Consider the following 15,679-nt stretch of genomic DNA (forward strand, 5'->3'; position numbering starts at 1 on the left):
GTGTCCTCCCTACGCGCGGGCCAGCGCCCGGTTCGCGGTGTCCGCGGTGGACAGCACCCGGTCCAGCGCGTGCACCAGGTGGGACACGTGCCGCTCGGACAGCACCGGCTGGCACGGCAGGTTCACCTGCTCGCGCGCCCAGAGCCGCTCGGCGGTCGGGCACTCGCCGGGCCGGTGCCCGCGCGCCCGCCACTCGGGCAGCAGGTGCAGCGGGAAGTACCGCAACCGCATCTCCACGCCTTGGCGCTCCAACCGGTCCACCAGTTGGTCGCGGGTGATGCCGGCGTCCGGCTCCACGAAGAACGTGTACAGGTGGTAGGCGTTCACCACGCCCTCGGGCTCGGCGATCATCCGCACGAACGGGTAGCGCTCCAGCACCTCGCCGATCCGCGCGGCGATCGCGCGCCGGCGCGCGATCAGGTGGTCCAGCCGGTCGAGCTGCACCAGACCCACCGCCGCGCCGGGCTCGGACAGCACCGCGTTGGTCCCGGGGTGGCGGATGCGCGCGCAGTCGTGGCTGTGCGCCCGACCGGGGTGCAGCATCCAGCCGGGCGGGTCCTGGCGCGCGCCCACCCGCCGGACGTAGACGCTGTCCGACTCGTTGGAGCGGATCAGGTCCAGCCGGTGCGCCCAGTCGTCGCGGTGCACGGTCACCATGCCGCCCTCGCCGAGCGTGGTGATGTTCTTGCTGGAGTGGAAGCTGAAACACGCGATGTCGGCCAGCGACCCCGGCCGCCGGCCGTGGTAGGAACCGCCCAGCGCGTGGGCGCAGTCCTCCAGCACGAGCACGCCGTGCTCGCGCGCGATGCGCATGATGGCGTCCATGTCGGCGGTGACCCCGCCGTAGTGCACCAGCAGGATCGCCCGCGTGCGCGGGGTGATCAGCGATTCCACCGACGCCGGGTCGGCGTTCAGCGTGCGCGCGTCGACATCGCAGAACCGGACCCGGACCGGGTATTCCAGCAGCGGTTGCAGCGTCGCCTTGTAGGTTTGCGGCGTGGCGATGACCTCGTCGCCGGGTTGCAGGTCCAGCAGGCTGATGCCGAGCTGGAGCGCCACCGTGCCACTGGTGACCGACAGCGCGTGCCGGACGCCGGTCAGCTCCGCGAAGCGCCGCTCGAACGCCTCGCGGTGCGTGCCGGCGGACAACGGCTGGTCGGATTCGAGGGCGGCGGACACGGCGGCGGCCTCGGCCGCTCCCAGGATGCTGCCACGTCCGGGATATGGAACGAGATAGCGGTCTGTTGACATGTGTGCGCCACTTCCCCCAACGGCTGTTCGCGACTCCGCTCGACCCTTCGATCGTGGGCGCACCGGCCCCGGCGGGCCAGTGTCCGTTGGATAGGGTCGGTTCTACGACCATGGGGGAGATTCACCGCGCGACCGGGCGCACCTATCGTCGGAATCATGGATCAACTGCGGGCGCTGTTGGGCGAACTCGGTGTCGCGGAGTCGGAAATCTCCCGCGACGCGCGGATCCGGGCGCACCTCGCGCTGGATTCGACCGAAACCGTGGAGTTGCAGAACCGGCTGGCGAAGCGGTACGGCGTGGCCGTCGACCTGTGGGACACCCACGACTTCACCCTCGGCGAGCTCAGCGACCGCATCCGCCGGGCGCTGCCCGTGGTGCGCGTCCCGGCCGACCGGGCCGCCGAGTACGAGCGGGAGGGCCTGTGGGGCCGGCAGCGGGTCGACGAACTCGTGCTGCACCCCGGTCTCGACGAGGAGGCCCTCGTCGCGGGCGACCGGCGGCTGACCCACGCGCAGCTCTCCGACGCCGTGCGGGCCGCCGCCGCCCGGCTGTCCGCACTCGGGATCGCCCGCGGCGACCGGGTGGTCGTCCAGCTTCCCAACGACATCGAGCTGGTCGTGCTCACCCTCGCCCTGTCCCGCCTGGGAGCACCGCCGATCCTGACCCCGGTGTCGTTGCGCCGCCTGGAACTGGAGCACCTGGTGCGGGTCGCGGCACCGGTGGCCGTCGCCGTGCCGGACAAGCACGCGCGGTTCGACCACCTGGCCCTGGCCCGCGAGCTCGGCGTCCGCACCATCCTGTCGACCGGCGCGGACGACGTCGTGGACCTGGTCGAACTGTGCCGACCCGAACCCGGGTACAGCTCGCCGGTGTCCACAGTGGACGACGTCGCGCTGTGCCTGCTGTCCAGCGGCACCACGGGACCCCCCAAGGTGATCCCGCGCTCGCAGCAGGGGTACGCCTACCAGCTCCGGCAGACGCCCTCCATCGCCGGCGTCGACGCGCGCTCGGTGTACCTCGCCGTGATGCCCGTGACGCACGGGTTCGTCCTCGGCTGCCCCGGCGTGCTCGGCACCCTCGCGCAGGGCGGCAAGGTCGTGCTCGGGACGTCCGCCGAACCCGAGGCCGCGTTCGAGCTGGTCGAGCGGGAACGCGTCACCCACACCACCCTCGTGCCCGCCCTGGCCGAGCGGTGGGCGGCCGTCGGCACCTCCCGTGACCTCTCCAGCCTGGAGGTCGTCCAGGTCGGCGGCGCGCGCCCCCGGCGCGGCCAGGTCGCCGGCCTGCCCGACGCGCTGGGCTGCCGGGTGCAGCAGTGCTACGGGATGAGCGAGGGCCTGCTCTGCTACACCGCGCTGGACGACCCGGACGACATCGCGTTCGACACCCAGGGCCGGCCCGCCTCACCCGCCGACGAGATCCGCGTCGTGGACGGCGCGGGCCTGCTCGTGCGGCCCGGCGAGGTGGGCGAACTGCTGACCCGTGGCCCGTACACCATCGCCGGGTATTACGACGACCCGGCCGCCGACGCCGTCTGCTTCACCCCCGATGGCTTCTACCGCACCGGAGACCTGGTGCGGCAGACCGAATCCGGCTCGCTGGTCGTCGAGGGCCGCACCCGCGACGTCATCAACCGGGGCGGCGAGAAGATCGCCGCGGCCGAACTGGACCTGCTGGCGGCCGAGCACCCCGGCGTGGCGGCGGCGGCGGCGGTAGCCGCTCCCCACCCCCGGTACGGCGAGGAGATCTGCCTGGTGATCGTGCCCAGCGGCGACGCCCGGCCGGACCTGGTGGAACTGCGCCGGTTCCTGGCCGGTCGCGGCCTGGCCCGCTACAAGCTGCCCGAACGCCTGGAGACCGTCGACGCGCTGCCGTACGTGGGGATCGGGAAGGTCGACAAGAAGGCCCTGCGGGCGCGGGTGGCCGAGTGACGCGACGGGGCCGGGCGGCGCGCCCGGCCCCGGCCCTGGTCCCGGCTCCGGTCCCGGTCCCGGTCCTGTCACCGCGACCGGGGTCGGGTGCCGGCGATGCTCACCGCCTCCTCCGTCCAGCCGTCGCGACCGCGCCCCGGCTCCGGGAACAGGGTGCGCACACCGGCCACCGACTGCTCCTGGGTGAGCCGGGTGACCGGCCGGTTCTCCTCCTCCCACAGGCGCAGCGCGGCCGGCAGGTCGTCGTGGTCGGTCACCGTGCGGGCCAGGTTGATGGCGTTCATCATCGCCGTTCCCGCGCCCTGACCGAGCGTCGGCGGCATCGCGTGCGCCGCGTCGCCCACCACCGCCACGCGACCCGACGACCACGCCCGCAGGCTCAACACCTCGTAGCGGTCGTAGCGGGGCGAGGCGGGCAGTTCCGCCAACACCGGTCGCAGCGCGGGGAAACTCGCGCACCACGTCGCGGCGTCCAAGGGCGTGTCCAGGGCCCGGTCACCGACCCGCGCACCCAGCAGCAGGTACAGGTCCTCGTCGTTGCACGGCACGTAGAGCACCCGCCGCCGCGCCTGGAGGTCCCAGTAGTTCACGTAGTTCGCCCACCGGCCGGCGCGCTCGGGCACGAGTCGCATCGGCACCAGGAACCGGTAGAGCCCGAAGTCGAACCGCTCGTGCCGCTCCACCAGGTCGAGCCCGTCGCGGGCCGCCGAGCGCAACCCGTCCGCCGCCACCACCAGGTCGGCCGGCCACCGCCGCCCGTCGGAGGTCACCAGCGCGCCCTCGGGGTCGGCGGCCACCACCCGGGACGACGTCCGCACCTCCACCCCCGCATCGGCGGCCACCGCCAGCAGCGCGTGCAGCAGGTCGCCGCGGGTCAACGTGATCATCCGGGGTGTCCCGAGTGGACGGTCACCGAGCTTGGTCCCGTCCGCGTCCCGCTCCTCCCACAGCGGGGCCTCGTAGCCGCGCGCCAGCACCGGGGCCAGCGCGCCCAGCTCGTCGAGGACCCGCAGCCCGTTGTCCCACAGGAAGATCCCCGCGCCCAGGGCGCGCGGCCGGTCGTCGCGCTCGTGGACCCGGACGCGCCAGCCCCGGCGGGCCAGCTCGGTGGCGGCGGTGAGCCCGGCGAACCCGGCTCCGGCGATCTCCGCGGTCTTGGTCATGGGGCCACCCTGACAAGCCCCCGGCGATCGGCGCAACCTGGCCGCACGGCTGACCACCGGAGGTTCTAGACCCGTTGTCCGGCCGGGATTCCCGGCGGTGCAATGGGCCGGCGACGACCCGGTCACCGCGCCGACGAGTCCGCACCCCGCGCCGACCGCCGTGGCGGCCGGCCGATCCGAGGAGGCAAGACGTTGGACGAGGCCTACGACTACCAGCGCGGCGTGACGGCGATCTGGCCGGGTACCGACCACCTGGTGCCGGAGAGCGTGCTCACCGAGCTGGCCACGTACACCGAGGACAACGACCGCGCGGGCCGCCTCGACGACCGCAGCGTCGCGGCGTTGCGGGACTGCGGGTACCTGGCGCTGCCGGTGCCCACCACCTTCCACGGCGGCGGTGCGTCGCTCACCGAGTGCTGCGCCGTGCAGCGCCGGATCGGCGCGGTCGACCCGGCGTTGGCGATCGGCCTCAACATGCACCTGTTCTCGATGGGGTACATGGTCGAGCACTGGTTGCGCCACAACGACGAGTCGTGGCGGCTGCTGGAGTCCATCGCGCGGAGCAACCACATCGTCGCGTCGGCGTTCGCCGAACCGGGCCTGGGCGGCAGCCTGACCCGGTCCAACTGCACCGCGCGCCGCGAGGGCGACCACTGGGTCGTCAACGGCCTCAAGGTGCCGTGCTCCCTGGCCGAGCGCAGCGACGTGCTGTGCTTGCAGATGATCGACGAGGCGGGCGGCCCGCAGAGCCTGCTGGTGGCGATCGTGCCGACCGCCACGCCCGGCATCGAGGTCGTCCGGACCTGGAACACCCTGGGGATGAGGGCGTCGGAGTCCGACACCGTCCGCCTGGTCGACTGCCCGATCCCCGACGACCTGATCGTCCACCGGGGCCCGCCCGGCGGCGTGGGCGACGAGGTGTTCGCCGCCGGCAACGCGTGGTTCTGCACCACCGCGACCGCGTGCTACCTGGGCGTGGCGTCGGCGGCGGTGGACCAGGCGCGCGCGGCGCTGTCCAACTCCAAGATCAGCCACCTGGGCACGACCCGCGCGTCCCTGCCGTCGTTCCAGTCGGCACTGGGCGACATCCTGACCGAACTCCTCCCGCTGGACGCGGCCTGCGCCCGCCTGGCAGGCTTGATCGACGAGCACAAGCTTGACCCGCGCAACCTGACCCCCGCGATGCTCGCCCTGCGGCACCAGTCGGTGGACATCGCGATCAGGGCGGTGGAACTGGCATCGGAACTGGTGGGCGTCGCCTCCTACGCGGCCACCGGCCCGGCCTCCCGCCTGATCCGAGACGTCCACGCGGCCCGCTACCACCCGCCGACGAGGTTCGTCACCCGCCAACTCCTGGGCCGTTGGGCCCTCGGCCTGCCGTGGAGCTTCGAACTCACCGAACGCCCGTACGAGGAAGCCTGACCCACAAACCCTGATCACGCACCCCACCACGCCCTCTGCCACGCACCTACCGCATCACACCAAGCCGAGCCGAGCCGCATCACACCGAGCCGCGCCGGCCGAGCCGTGCCACACCGCGCCGCGCCACACTCGCCGCGCCGGCCGAGCCGCACCGCGCCGAGCCACACTTGCCGCGCCGGCTTCGCCACACGACCCGGCCGCGCCAAGCCGAGCCCGCCCCGCTACCTGTGGTTGTTCCGCCCCATGCGGCGCTGCCCGTCCCGGCGCAGCCAGCGCCGCGCCGCCAGTACCGCACCGCCCTGCTCCACCACACGCCGCAGCGCGCGCCGAATGCCACATCCGGCGCGCGCTGCGGTTCGTTCCGGTTCCTTGCCCGGCCTTGTGCCCGGCTCCCCGCCGGATGCTCTGCCCGTCTCCCCGCTCGTGCCGGTGGCCCCGGTCCCGCACTGGCGGTCGCTGTCCCGCGCGACCGCCAGTGACCCCGGTTCCGCGCCCGCCGCCGGACGCGCCCGGCTGCAAACCAACCGGCTGCAAACCAACCGGCTGTGGGCTGGCTGACTGCGGGCCGGCTGTGGGCCAGGCGGCTGGACGCGGGCGGATGCGGGCGGCTGGCTGTGGGTTAACCGGCTGCGGTCGGGAAGCGTGCCGGGGCAGTGGGGAGTGGGAGCGGATCAGGGGTGGGCGGTCGGGGGTGTTGAGGAGTGGTGGGGTGTTCGCGGCGATCTATATCTCACCGAGTGACCGGAACACCGTTACCGTACGTTTTCCGGGCTCCACCACCCGATCGTGCGTAGTCTGCCGCTACTGCGTCAGCGCAGGCGTCCCCCGTCCGCGTCCCGCAGGATAGTGCACAGGGCGCGAAGTGCGGTGTCGATGCGCGCCACGTCCTCGTCCGTCAGGTTGATCGACGGCTCGAACCGCACCGAGTTCCACGCAGGTCCCGCCGGCAGCACCCGAATCCGGTGCTCCCGCAACAGGTACCCGGCCAGAACGTACCCCAGGACGCCTGCCTCGGCCGGCTCCCGGATCTCCGCCGCCGGCGATGCGGTCTGCTCGTGCACCTCCAGCGCCAGCATCAGGCCGATCCCGTGCACTCCCGAGACGACCTCCGGGAAGTCGTCCCGCACCCCCTCCAGCACGCCGAGCAGCCGCGCGCCCAGGTCGGCCGCCTTCCGGTAGGCCGCGCCGCCGTCCGCCTCCAGCATCTCCAGCACCTTGAGCGCGATCGCGCCCGAGAAGCCGTCCTTGGCGAACGTCGAGCTGTGGATCACCTCGAACACCGGCCGGAACCGGTCCTGGCGGATGAGCACGACCGAGCTCTTCGCGATCCCGCCGCCGATGCTCTTGGCCAGCGTGTAGTAGTCACCGCGCAAACCCATGTGCGAGCTGGCCAGGAACGCGCCGGACCGGCCCATCCCGCTCTGCACCTCGTCCACCACCACCGGGCAGCCCAGCGCCTCGCCGAGCTTCGCGATCTCCTCCGCGAGCTCGCGCGTGACCGGTCGCATCCCGGCCCCGCCCCGGATGGGTTCCACGAAGATCGCGCCCACCACGGGGAAGTCGCGCGTCACGAGGCGCACCACGCCGTCCTCCACGACGACGTCGAGCACGTTCTCCCGCACCTCCTCGACGGTCTTCGCGAGCACCTCCGGCCGGTCCACGGGCAGGAACCGCGCGGACGGGGCGAGGGACGCGAACGGGCTGCGCCAGCTCTCGTTCTGGGTCAACTGCACGCTGCCCACCAACTTGCCGTGGAAGGCACCCTCCAACGTCAGGAACACCGGGGACAGCGCGAGCCGTTCCGCGTTCCACCGCTCGACCTCCCGCACCACGTCGTCGACGTCGTGGGACAGGTCCGGGGCGAGCACCGCCCGGCCCGCGCCGACCGCGACCCTGGCCTGCTCGACGTGCTCGGCGATCTCCTCCAGCAGCGCCGAGATCCGACCCCGCCGTTCGAGTTCGGCGTGCTTCATGGAAATTTCGACCGCCTCCGCGCCGCTGTTCGCGAACACGGCGGTGTAGTGGTCGGCGGACCCGGTCTCGCGCTGGATGATCCGGTTCAGCTCCGCGCCGATCCGCGCCGCGTGCGGCTGGAGCGAGAGTTGCGCGTGCACCGGGAAACCGGAGTCCAGCACGGCTTTCGCGTGCGCCACGAGCTCCGGGTGGTGGTGGCCGAAGATGAGCGAGCCGAACCCGCACGCGAGGTCGAGCACGGCGGTCTCGGTGCCGTCGTCGGCCAGGTGGTAGAGGGTGTCGCCCTCGGCCCGGGTGTACTCCACGCCGAGACCCATGTCGGTCAGCCACCGGGTCAGCACTGCGTCGGCGTGCACCGGCTGGACGGTTGAGGATGCCATGTCCACCTCTTCGGTGAATGGTCGGGGATGTCTCCATTCCTGCCACGTCCGGAGCCCGCCGACAACGGGACTAGACCTCGGGTCGTAGGTCTTCACCCCACCATCGGCCATGGTGTGGCCGCGCCCCGGGCTGCGAAGGTGGAAGGCGAAGATCGGCTTCGGTACACCGTGCTCGTCCAGAGGAGGGATCGGGGATGACCAACGGCGCATCCGGCCTGCCGCCGACCGGGCCGTGGCGGCAGGAACGCACGCAGACCGCCCTGTCGGTGATCGACGAGATGCTGGTGCGGTTGCAGGAACTCGGGGACCTCGCCCGCTCGGCGCGCGGGGACCTGCCGCGCCACCGAGGATGGCCGCAGCCCCCGCGACCTCTGCCGGTGTCGGAGGAGATCACCGCCGCCCAGGAGAAGCTGGCGCTCACGGGACGTCAGCGCGAGGTGCTGGTGCTGCTCGCCCAGGGGTTGTCGAACCGGCGGATCGGCCGGACCCTGCACATCGCGGAGCAGACCGTGAAGGCCCACCTGCACATGATCTACCGCAAGCTGGGGGTGGCCGACCGCACCGGCGCGGTGGTGGTGGCGATGCGCCGGGGGCTGGTGTCGGGCGGCCCGGTGCAGGTTCCGCTGCCCCGCAGGCCACCCGACTCCGGCCCGGCTCAGGCGGGCCGGACGGACAGGGCGTGGTGAAACACGTTCCGGGGGTCCCACGCGGCCTTGATCCGCTGTAGGCGCGGGTAGTTGGCCCCGTAGTACAGGGTGTGCCACGGCACCCCCGAGGTGTTCCAGTTCGGATCGGCGAGGTCGACGTCCGGGTAGTTGATGTACGCCCCGGTGTTGGCCTCGCCGGGCACGGGCACGCCGCCGGACTCGCGGTGGATGTCGCGGTACATCTCCTGGAGCCACCCGAGGTGGGCGTCGTCGTCCGCCGGGTCGGTCCAGAACGTGTTGTAGAAGGTCTTGACGAGGGTGCGCCGGTCGGCCCGCGCGGTGGCCTCGGACGGCACGGCGTTGACCACCCCGCCGTAGCCCATGTACTCGACGTACCCCATGCCCGTGATCGCCGGCCCGGTGAGGTGCCGGTACACGGTGGCGATCTGCTCGTCGGTGTGGGCGGCGCGCAGGTCGGCCGACTTCACCTTGCGCCGCACGCCGATCGCGCCGGGCCCGCTGTCCGGCGGGGTGAGGTACCAGGCGGCGGCGAGCCACGGCAGGTCGATCCGGGTGACGGCCGGGGTGACGCCCACCCGGTCGCCGACGGCGTCGAGGAACCGGGTCAGCACCCCGGTGGCGTCGGGCATGTCGGAGGACGCCTGCACGGTCAGCGTGACGGTGCCGTTGCAGCGGTGGAAGCACTCCAGGTACGCGTAGAGCCCGGCGAAGGGCGTGTCCACGTCGCTGTTGGCCAGGTGCCAGTCGAGGAAGTTGCGGACCAGGCGGTGGAACGCGGACTCGGTGAGCCGCTCCCACGGCCAGGACACCTTCGCCACGTGCAGCAGGGCCGGCGGGCGGGGCAGCAGGTCGGCCGGGTCGGTGCTGGTCACGCCCGGTGTGCGCAGCCAGTACTTGGTGACCACGCCGAAGTTTCCGCCGCCGCCGCCGGTGTGCGCCCACCAGAGGTCGTGGTGGGGGTCGTCCTCGTCCCGGGTGGCGATGACCGAGGACACCGAGCCGTCCTCGGCGACCACGACCACCTCCACGGCTTCGAGGTGGTCCACGGTCAGGCCGAACTGCCGGGACATCGGCCCGAGGCCGCCGCCGCTGATGTGCCCGCCCGCCGCGACGGACATGCACGTGCCGGCCGGGATGGTGACGCCCCAGTCCTTGAGCAGGGTGCCGTAGATGCGGCCGAGGGTCGCGCCGGGTTCGATGAGGAAGGCGTCGCGGTCGGGGTCGAACCGGACGTCGGTGAGCAGCGACAGGTCGATGATCACCTCGACGTCGGGGTTGGCGGCGAAGTCCTCGCCGCAGTGGCCGCCGGACCGCACGACCAGGCGCTTGCCGGCCGCCACCGCGTCGGCGACGGCCCGCTCCACGTCCGACGCCGTGCGGGCGAGCCGGATGTAGTCCGGCTTCGCCACGAACCGGTAGTTCTCGCCCCGGATGAGCTGCTCGTATCGGGGGTCCTCCGGGGTGACCACGATCTGGTCCGGTCCACCGGGAAGCTCCCGCTGCGTATGCCCGTTCACCCGGCGAGTATCGCGATCCGTTGCGCGGCAACACAATTCGCCAAAGGTCGTAGGATTTCACCGGTCGGCAGGCCGGACCCGGCGCGGAGTTGTAGAACCTCAGTTGTGTGCGGCGCGGCGTGCTTTCTTCCCGGTGTGGCGCTTGCGACGGCGGTAGGCGCGCTGCTGGCAGGCGTGCGAGCAGTAGCGGCGGGGCCGGCCCCGGGAGAGCCGGATCACCGGTTGTGCGCAGATCTCGCACGTGGGTTCGCCCTCCTCCACCGGCTCGGGCGGGATTTCATCACGGCGCGGCGGTGACGATTCCGGGACCGGGCAGGGGGCGATCGCGGTCGCCGCGCGGGCGGCGGCCACCAGGTCCTGCTGCCCGGCCCGGCCGCGCGGGGTGCGGGAGATGAGTTCGAGGTCGAGGTAGCGGCACTGCGCGATGTCGTCGTCGGAGCAGCGCAGGAGGTTGTTGAGGTAGTCGTGGGCGGCCCGGAGTTCGGCCATCTGGCGTTCCAGCCGGGCGACCTGGTCGCGCACGGTCTGCTGCCATGCGTCGAGGTCGCTGGTGCCGGAGGCGACCACGGCGGCGTCGTCGAGCAGCATCCGGCCGGTGACGCAGCACAGGTAGGCGAGCCCGATCCGGCGCAGGTCGTGGTTGCGGTACGACCGTCTGCCGCCGTCGCGGGCGGGTGGTTCCAGCACGCCCTGCTTCTCCCACCACCGCAGGGTGGACGGGGTCAGACCGTAGAGAGCGGCGGCTTCTCCGATGCGCACCGAAGCTTCGTCCATATGACTCATTTGACATCAAGTCGGCTTGAAGTTGCAAGCTTAGCCTTACCTAACTCGATGGGCGGAACGTCGAGCGAGTTCGGCTACCGTGAGTGATCTCGGCGCGAAGATCACGGCCGCTGTCCGGAAGTGGCGCAGGGCTGTCGTGGTGGGTGCGATCCGGCTGCCCGCCTGCTCCTCGCGCTCCTGCCGGAGGCTGGTGAACCGGACTCGGCGGCGCACCGCTGCCCCGTCCGGTCCACCTCCGCGTCGGTGGTTGACCCGGCGGGGTAGTGGTTTTCACAGATCCTTGGCCGCCGGTGCCGGTCGCCCCTAGCGTGTCGCCTCCGACCGGGGAAGCCGGTCGGAAAACCTTCTGGCGCAGGGGGATTCATGCGATTGGCCCTGAAGTTCTCGGCCGCTCTGCTGGCGGCCGTGGCGGCGTTCGGACTGGCACAGCCCGTCGCGGCGGCCACCACCGCCGCCGTGCCCGCCGGCTGGCAGCTCGTCGAGGGAGGTGAGGTGCGGGTGGCCGCGCAATACCTCTACTCGGCCGCCGGCGGCCGGTACGTGTCGGCGGAACTCGACTACCGCTCCGGTGACTACGCGGTGTTGCGCGCCAGATCGACGACGGTCGACGCCTGGGAGCAGTTCACCTTCGCCTACGACTCGGCCGCGGGCAAGTGGTCGATCAGGTCCAACGCCAACAACGGTTACGTGTCGGCGGAGCTCGACTACCCGGGAGGTACCGCCGGAATCCTTCGTGCCCGTGCTGTCGAGGTGGGCGCGTGGGAGCAGTTCGACCTGCTCTACAGCGAGTCCGAGCAGCGGTACGCCCTGCGCGCCGCGAACGGCTTGTTCGTGTCGGCGGAGTTGGGGTACACGGGGCACTACACCAACGTGCTGCGGGCACGATCCGGGGCGATCGACGCCTGGGAGAAGTTCATCCTCGGCTGATGCTCGGGGCGAGACGCCCGGTTCACACCGCGGATCGCGGACGAGCGCGAGTGCGGCGGGGGCCGGGAGTCTCCCGCCGCGCGGATCGTGCTGATGCTGCTGCCGATCCGGCCGGACAGCGGCTGCCAGCATCTGGCCGTGAACCTCCACTGTGGACGGTGCACCGCTGCTCCGGCCGTCCGGCCCACCACACCGCCGCCGGCTGGACTAGCGTGCACGTGTCGAGGGGGGTCCGATGGCCGATCTGCACAACGTCCTGCGTTCGCACGTCGCCGCCGGCGCGCTGCCCGGCGCGGTGGCGCTCGTGCCCGGGGCGACCGGGTCGAATTCGCGGCGGTGGGTGCGGTCGACGTCGAGGGCACGTCGCCGATGACCCGGGAGTCGCTCTTCCGGTTCGCCTCGATCACCAAGCCCGTCACGGCGGCCGGGCTGCTGGTGCTGGTGGAGGACGGGCGGGTCGGGCTGCACGACCCGGTCGGCCGGTGGCTGCCCGAGCTCGCCGCGCCCGTGGTCGTGCGCACGCCGGGGAGCGCGGTCGACGACGTGGTGCCGGCGGCCCGCCCGATCACGGTGTTCGACCTGCTCACCTCGCAGGCCGGCTTCGGGTTCGCGTCGGACTTCTCGCTGCCCGCCGTGCGGGCCCTGGGCGCGGTGCAGCGGGACGGGCGCGAGCCCCGGTCGTTCCCGGCCACGGACGTGTGGCTGGCCGAGCTGTCCCGGGTGCCGCTGCTGCACCACCCCGGCGAGTCCTGGCTCTACGACACCTGCTCGGCGGTGCAGGGCGCGCTGATCGCCAGGGCGTCCGGCGGAACACTGCCCGAATTCCTCGCCGAGCGGGTGTTCGCCCCGCTCGGGATGACCGACACCGGGTTCTCCGTGCCGGCCGCCGACCGCGACCGGTTCACCAGCGCCTACCGGGCGGACGGTGCCGGCCTCCGGCTCGCGGACGGCCCGGACGGCCCGTGGAGCACGCCGCCCGCCTTCCCGCTGGGGTCCGGTGGCCTGGTCGGCACCGTCGACGACTGGTACGCCTTCGCCCGGATGCTGCTCGCCGGTGGCGAGCTCGGCGGTCGCCGGGTGCTGTCCGCCGAGTCCGTGCGCCTCATGACCACCGACCACACCACCCCGGCCCACCGCGCGATCGGCGCGCTGTTCCTGGAGGGCCAGGGGTGGGGGATGGGCGGGTCGGTCGACATCGCCCCGGTCGACCCGTGGCACGTGCCGGGGCGCTACGGCTGGGTCGGCGGCACGGGGACCTCCGCGCACGTCGTGCCGTCCACCGGCACGATCGCGATCCTGCTGACCCAGGTCGGCGCGGACAGCCCGGTCGCGCCCGGCTGGCTGGAGGACTTCTGGCGCTGCGCCGCCTGAACCGGGCCGGGCGCGGTGCTCCTCGCCGGTGGGACCGTCCTCGGTCGGTGCGCGCGCCGGCAGCCCGCCGCCGACGCGCCCGACCGGCCGGGGGTGCGGTAGTGGCTCAGTAGGCCATGAAGAGGATCTCGTCGCGCGAGTAGTCGTGGCCGGGGTGGTTCTCCTTGAGGTGCTGCCGGGTCTTCGCCACGAGGTCGTCCTCGTCCTGGCCGGTGATGTGCTCGCCGCAGGGGCAGGTGATGTTCCGCTTCATCGCTTCCTCCGTGACCGGTCTCCGGTGCCGACTGTACTGACGGCGGCGCGGTTGTCGACCGGGTTCCGCACATCCGCGCGCCGGGTGCGTTCGGGGTGCCCCTTCGGGGTCTCCGCCACCGGGGCGGCGGTCAGCGGCACGCCACCCAGCCGCCGTCCCGTTTCACCAGCCCGATGTTCTGGTCGGGGCTGTACAGGGCGATCGGCAGCGGTGCCGCCAGCCGGTCGAGCACCGACGACGAGCCGTCGGGCACCCCCTCCACCTCCACGTCCAGCCGCCCGGTCGCCGTGGTGTCGGTCTTGTCCTTGACGCCGCTGTCGGTGAACCGGTAGGTGAGGTCCTTGAGGTTCGGGTCCTCGTCGACGGCCGCGCTCTTGGTGGCGGCGAAGGTCAGGTCCTCCCGCCACTCCTCCGGGCACACCAGCTTGCGGATCGTCTCGTCGTCGCGGTCGTTGCCGGCCTTGGCCAGCGCGGACAGCACGCTTTCCGGGGTGTCGGACGGTTGTTCGGAGCCGCAGGCCGCCACCAGCAGGAGGAGGGTGGCCGTGATCGCGCTCGTGCCGCGTAACGTCATCTGCCCGATGTTATCGACTTTCGGGGTCGACGGGGAACCGGCCTCGACTTGCCGTCCACAGTGGACAATTCTTGTCTATTGTGGACGGTCGGGCGGGCCGCCTCGGCCGTGCTCGCGGTACCGCGCGAGCACCCGGTCGACCAGGTCATCGGCCGCGCCCAGGTAGTGCGCCGGGTCGAGCAGGTCCTGCGCCGCGTCCCGGTCCAGCTCGGGGACCTCGCGCAGCAGCTCGGCGAACGGCCGGCCGCTCGCCGCCGCCTCGCGGGTGAGCCGGCCGAGCAGGGCCTTCGCACCGGCCTTGCCCAGGCGCGGGGCGAGCGCCGCGGTGACCCGCTCGGCCACGATCGCCCCGCCGGTCAGCTCCAGGTTCGCCCGCATCCGCGCCGGGAACACCTCCAGCCCGTCCAGCAGCGTCACGGCGGTGCGCGCCGCCCCGGCGGCGGTGCGCAGGGCCTCCCGCAGCGGCTGCCACTCCGAGTGCCACGTGCCGGGCGCGCGCTCGTCCTCGGCGAGCATCGCCTGCCCCAGCACCAACGCCTGCGCGGGGACCGTCCGGGCGGCCGAGACCAGCAGGGTGGCCAGCACCGGGTTGCGCTTCTGCGGCATCGCCGAGGACCCGCCCCGACCGTCCGCCGCGGGTTCGGCGAGCTCGCCGATCTCGGTGCGCGACAGGACCTGCACGTCGAGCGCGATCTTGCCCAGCGCGCCGGTCACCGCGGTCAGCGCCCACCCCAGGTCGAGCAGCGGGGTGCGCCGGCTGTGCCAGGGCAGGTCGGGTGCGCGCAGGCCGAGCCGGGCCGCGAAGTGCCGGGCCAGCCGCACGCCGTGGCCGCGCTCGCCCGCGTACTCCTCGTAGCCGGCCAGCGTGCCCGCCGCGCCGCCGAGCTGCGCCGGGAGCTCGGCGGCGGTCCGCCGGACCCGGTCGGAGGCGTCCAGCACGCCCGCCAGCCACCCGGCGGCCTTGAGCCCGAAGGTGATCGGCACGGCGTGCTGGGCGAGCGTGCGGCCGGCCAGGACCGTCCCCCGGTGCTCCTCGGCGAGCCCGGCCAGCGCGCGGGCGCACTCGACCAGGTCGGCGTCCACCCGGTGCAGGGTGCGCGCGGCGAGCAGCATGGCGGCCGAGTCGAGGATGTCCTGGCTGGTCCCGCCGCGGTGGACGTGGTCGGCGGCGGCCGGGTCGACCTCCGCGACGGCGGCGGTGAGGTCGTGCACGAGGGCGACGACGGGGTTGGCGGTCTCGCGCGAGCGCAGCGCGATGTCCACGACGTCCAGCCGCACCGAGGCCGCCACCGAGGCGATCACCCGGGCCGCCGACTCCGGCACCACGCCGAGCTCGGCCTGGGCCGCGACCAGCGCCACCTCGGCTTCGAGCAGCGCGGCCAGCCAGGCCTCGTCGGACAGCGGCGCGCCGCTCCCCGCCCACACCGGGGACAACAACGCGGAATCGACATCTCGACCGGTCAC

13 protein-coding genes are annotated in these 15,679 nt (G+C 72.9%); 5 read left to right on the forward strand and 8 right to left on the reverse strand.

The genetic code is table 11. The features are described from left to right. Positions 1-9: 9 nt before the first annotated feature. The gene (locus AB0G01_RS29800) at positions 10-1,251 is read right to left on the reverse strand and encodes a DegT/DnrJ/EryC1/StrS family aminotransferase (RefSeq protein ID WP_360952208.1); all 1,242 of its coding nucleotides are present in this window, start codon (positions 1,249-1,251) and stop codon (positions 10-12) included. 156 nt (positions 1,252-1,407) lie between these two features. On the opposite strand from AB0G01_RS29800, the gene AB0G01_RS29805 reads away from it, so the two are divergent. Next, on the forward strand, positions 1,408-3,183 hold the full coding sequence (locus tag AB0G01_RS29805; RefSeq protein ID WP_360952211.1) for an AMP-binding protein: 1,776 nt from the start codon (positions 1,408-1,410) through the stop codon (positions 3,181-3,183). A gap of 68 nt (positions 3,184-3,251) precedes the next feature. Here the strand turns inward: AB0G01_RS29805 and AB0G01_RS29810 are convergent, their stop codons facing one another. Further along, on the reverse strand, positions 3,252-4,346 hold the full coding sequence (locus tag AB0G01_RS29810; protein WP_360952214.1) for an NAD(P)/FAD-dependent oxidoreductase: 1,095 nt from the start codon (positions 4,344-4,346) through the stop codon (positions 3,252-3,254). A gap of 192 nt (positions 4,347-4,538) precedes the next feature. On the opposite strand from AB0G01_RS29810, the gene AB0G01_RS29815 reads away from it, so the two are divergent. After that, complete coding sequence (locus tag AB0G01_RS29815; protein ID WP_360952217.1) at positions 4,539-5,768, forward strand: acyl-CoA dehydrogenase family protein; 1,230 nt, start codon at positions 4,539-4,541, stop codon at positions 5,766-5,768. 809 nt (positions 5,769-6,577) lie between these two features. On the opposite strand, the gene AB0G01_RS29820 is transcribed toward AB0G01_RS29815, so the two are convergent. After that, positions 6,578-8,122: an aminotransferase class III-fold pyridoxal phosphate-dependent enzyme gene (locus AB0G01_RS29820; protein WP_360952220.1), complete on the reverse strand. Its 1,545-nt coding sequence runs from the start codon at positions 8,120-8,122 to the stop codon at positions 6,578-6,580. Between the two features lie 194 nt (positions 8,123-8,316). Between AB0G01_RS29820 and AB0G01_RS29825 the strand changes: the two genes are divergently transcribed. Beyond that, the gene (locus tag AB0G01_RS29825; protein ID WP_360952223.1) at positions 8,317-8,808 is read left to right on the forward strand and encodes a response regulator transcription factor; all 492 of its coding nucleotides are present in this window, start codon (positions 8,317-8,319) and stop codon (positions 8,806-8,808) included. On the opposite strand, the gene AB0G01_RS29830 is transcribed toward AB0G01_RS29825, so the two are convergent. Both AB0G01_RS29830 and AB0G01_RS29835 read right to left on the reverse strand, forming a co-directional pair. Then, positions 8,778-10,307: a BBE domain-containing protein gene (locus AB0G01_RS29830; RefSeq protein WP_360952226.1), complete on the reverse strand. Its 1,530-nt coding sequence runs from the start codon at positions 10,305-10,307 to the stop codon at positions 8,778-8,780. The two genes, AB0G01_RS29825 and AB0G01_RS29830, sit on opposite strands and share 31 nt — an antisense overlap. Positions 10,308-10,406: 99 nt before the next feature. Beyond that, complete coding sequence (locus tag AB0G01_RS29835) at positions 10,407-11,081, reverse strand: MerR family transcriptional regulator (RefSeq protein WP_360952229.1); 675 nt, start codon at positions 11,079-11,081, stop codon at positions 10,407-10,409. Positions 11,082-11,453: 372 nt separating this feature from the next. On the opposite strand from AB0G01_RS29835, the gene AB0G01_RS29840 reads away from it, so the two are divergent. Then, complete coding sequence (locus tag AB0G01_RS29840) at positions 11,454-12,017, forward strand: hypothetical protein (protein WP_360952232.1); 564 nt, start codon at positions 11,454-11,456, stop codon at positions 12,015-12,017. Between the two features lie 336 nt (positions 12,018-12,353). Continuing rightward, positions 12,354-13,388, forward strand: a complete 1,035-nt coding sequence (locus tag AB0G01_RS29845) for a serine hydrolase domain-containing protein (protein ID WP_360952235.1) — start codon at positions 12,354-12,356, stop codon at positions 13,386-13,388. Positions 13,389-13,494: 106 nt separating this feature from the next. On the opposite strand, the gene AB0G01_RS29850 is transcribed toward AB0G01_RS29845, so the two are convergent. The 3 genes from AB0G01_RS29850 to AB0G01_RS29860 form a co-directional block, all read right to left on the reverse strand. Continuing rightward, a complete protein-coding gene (locus AB0G01_RS29850; protein ID WP_360952238.1) occupies positions 13,495-13,641 on the reverse strand; it encodes a DUF1059 domain-containing protein in 147 nt (48 codons plus the stop codon). A 130-nt stretch (positions 13,642-13,771) separates the two neighbouring features. After that, the gene (locus AB0G01_RS29855; protein ID WP_360952241.1) at positions 13,772-14,215 is read right to left on the reverse strand and encodes a hypothetical protein; all 444 of its coding nucleotides are present in this window, start codon (positions 14,213-14,215) and stop codon (positions 13,772-13,774) included. A 75-nt stretch (positions 14,216-14,290) separates the two neighbouring features. Beyond that, positions 14,291-15,679 (reverse strand): adenylosuccinate lyase family protein, encoded by a 1,389-nt coding sequence (locus AB0G01_RS29860; protein ID WP_360952244.1) that lies wholly within the window; start codon positions 15,677-15,679, stop codon positions 14,291-14,293.

The sequence above is a fragment of the Actinosynnema sp. NPDC023587 genome, assembly GCF_040640215.1.
In the GTDB taxonomy this organism is placed as follows: domain Bacteria; phylum Actinomycetota; class Actinomycetes; order Mycobacteriales; family Pseudonocardiaceae; genus Actinosynnema.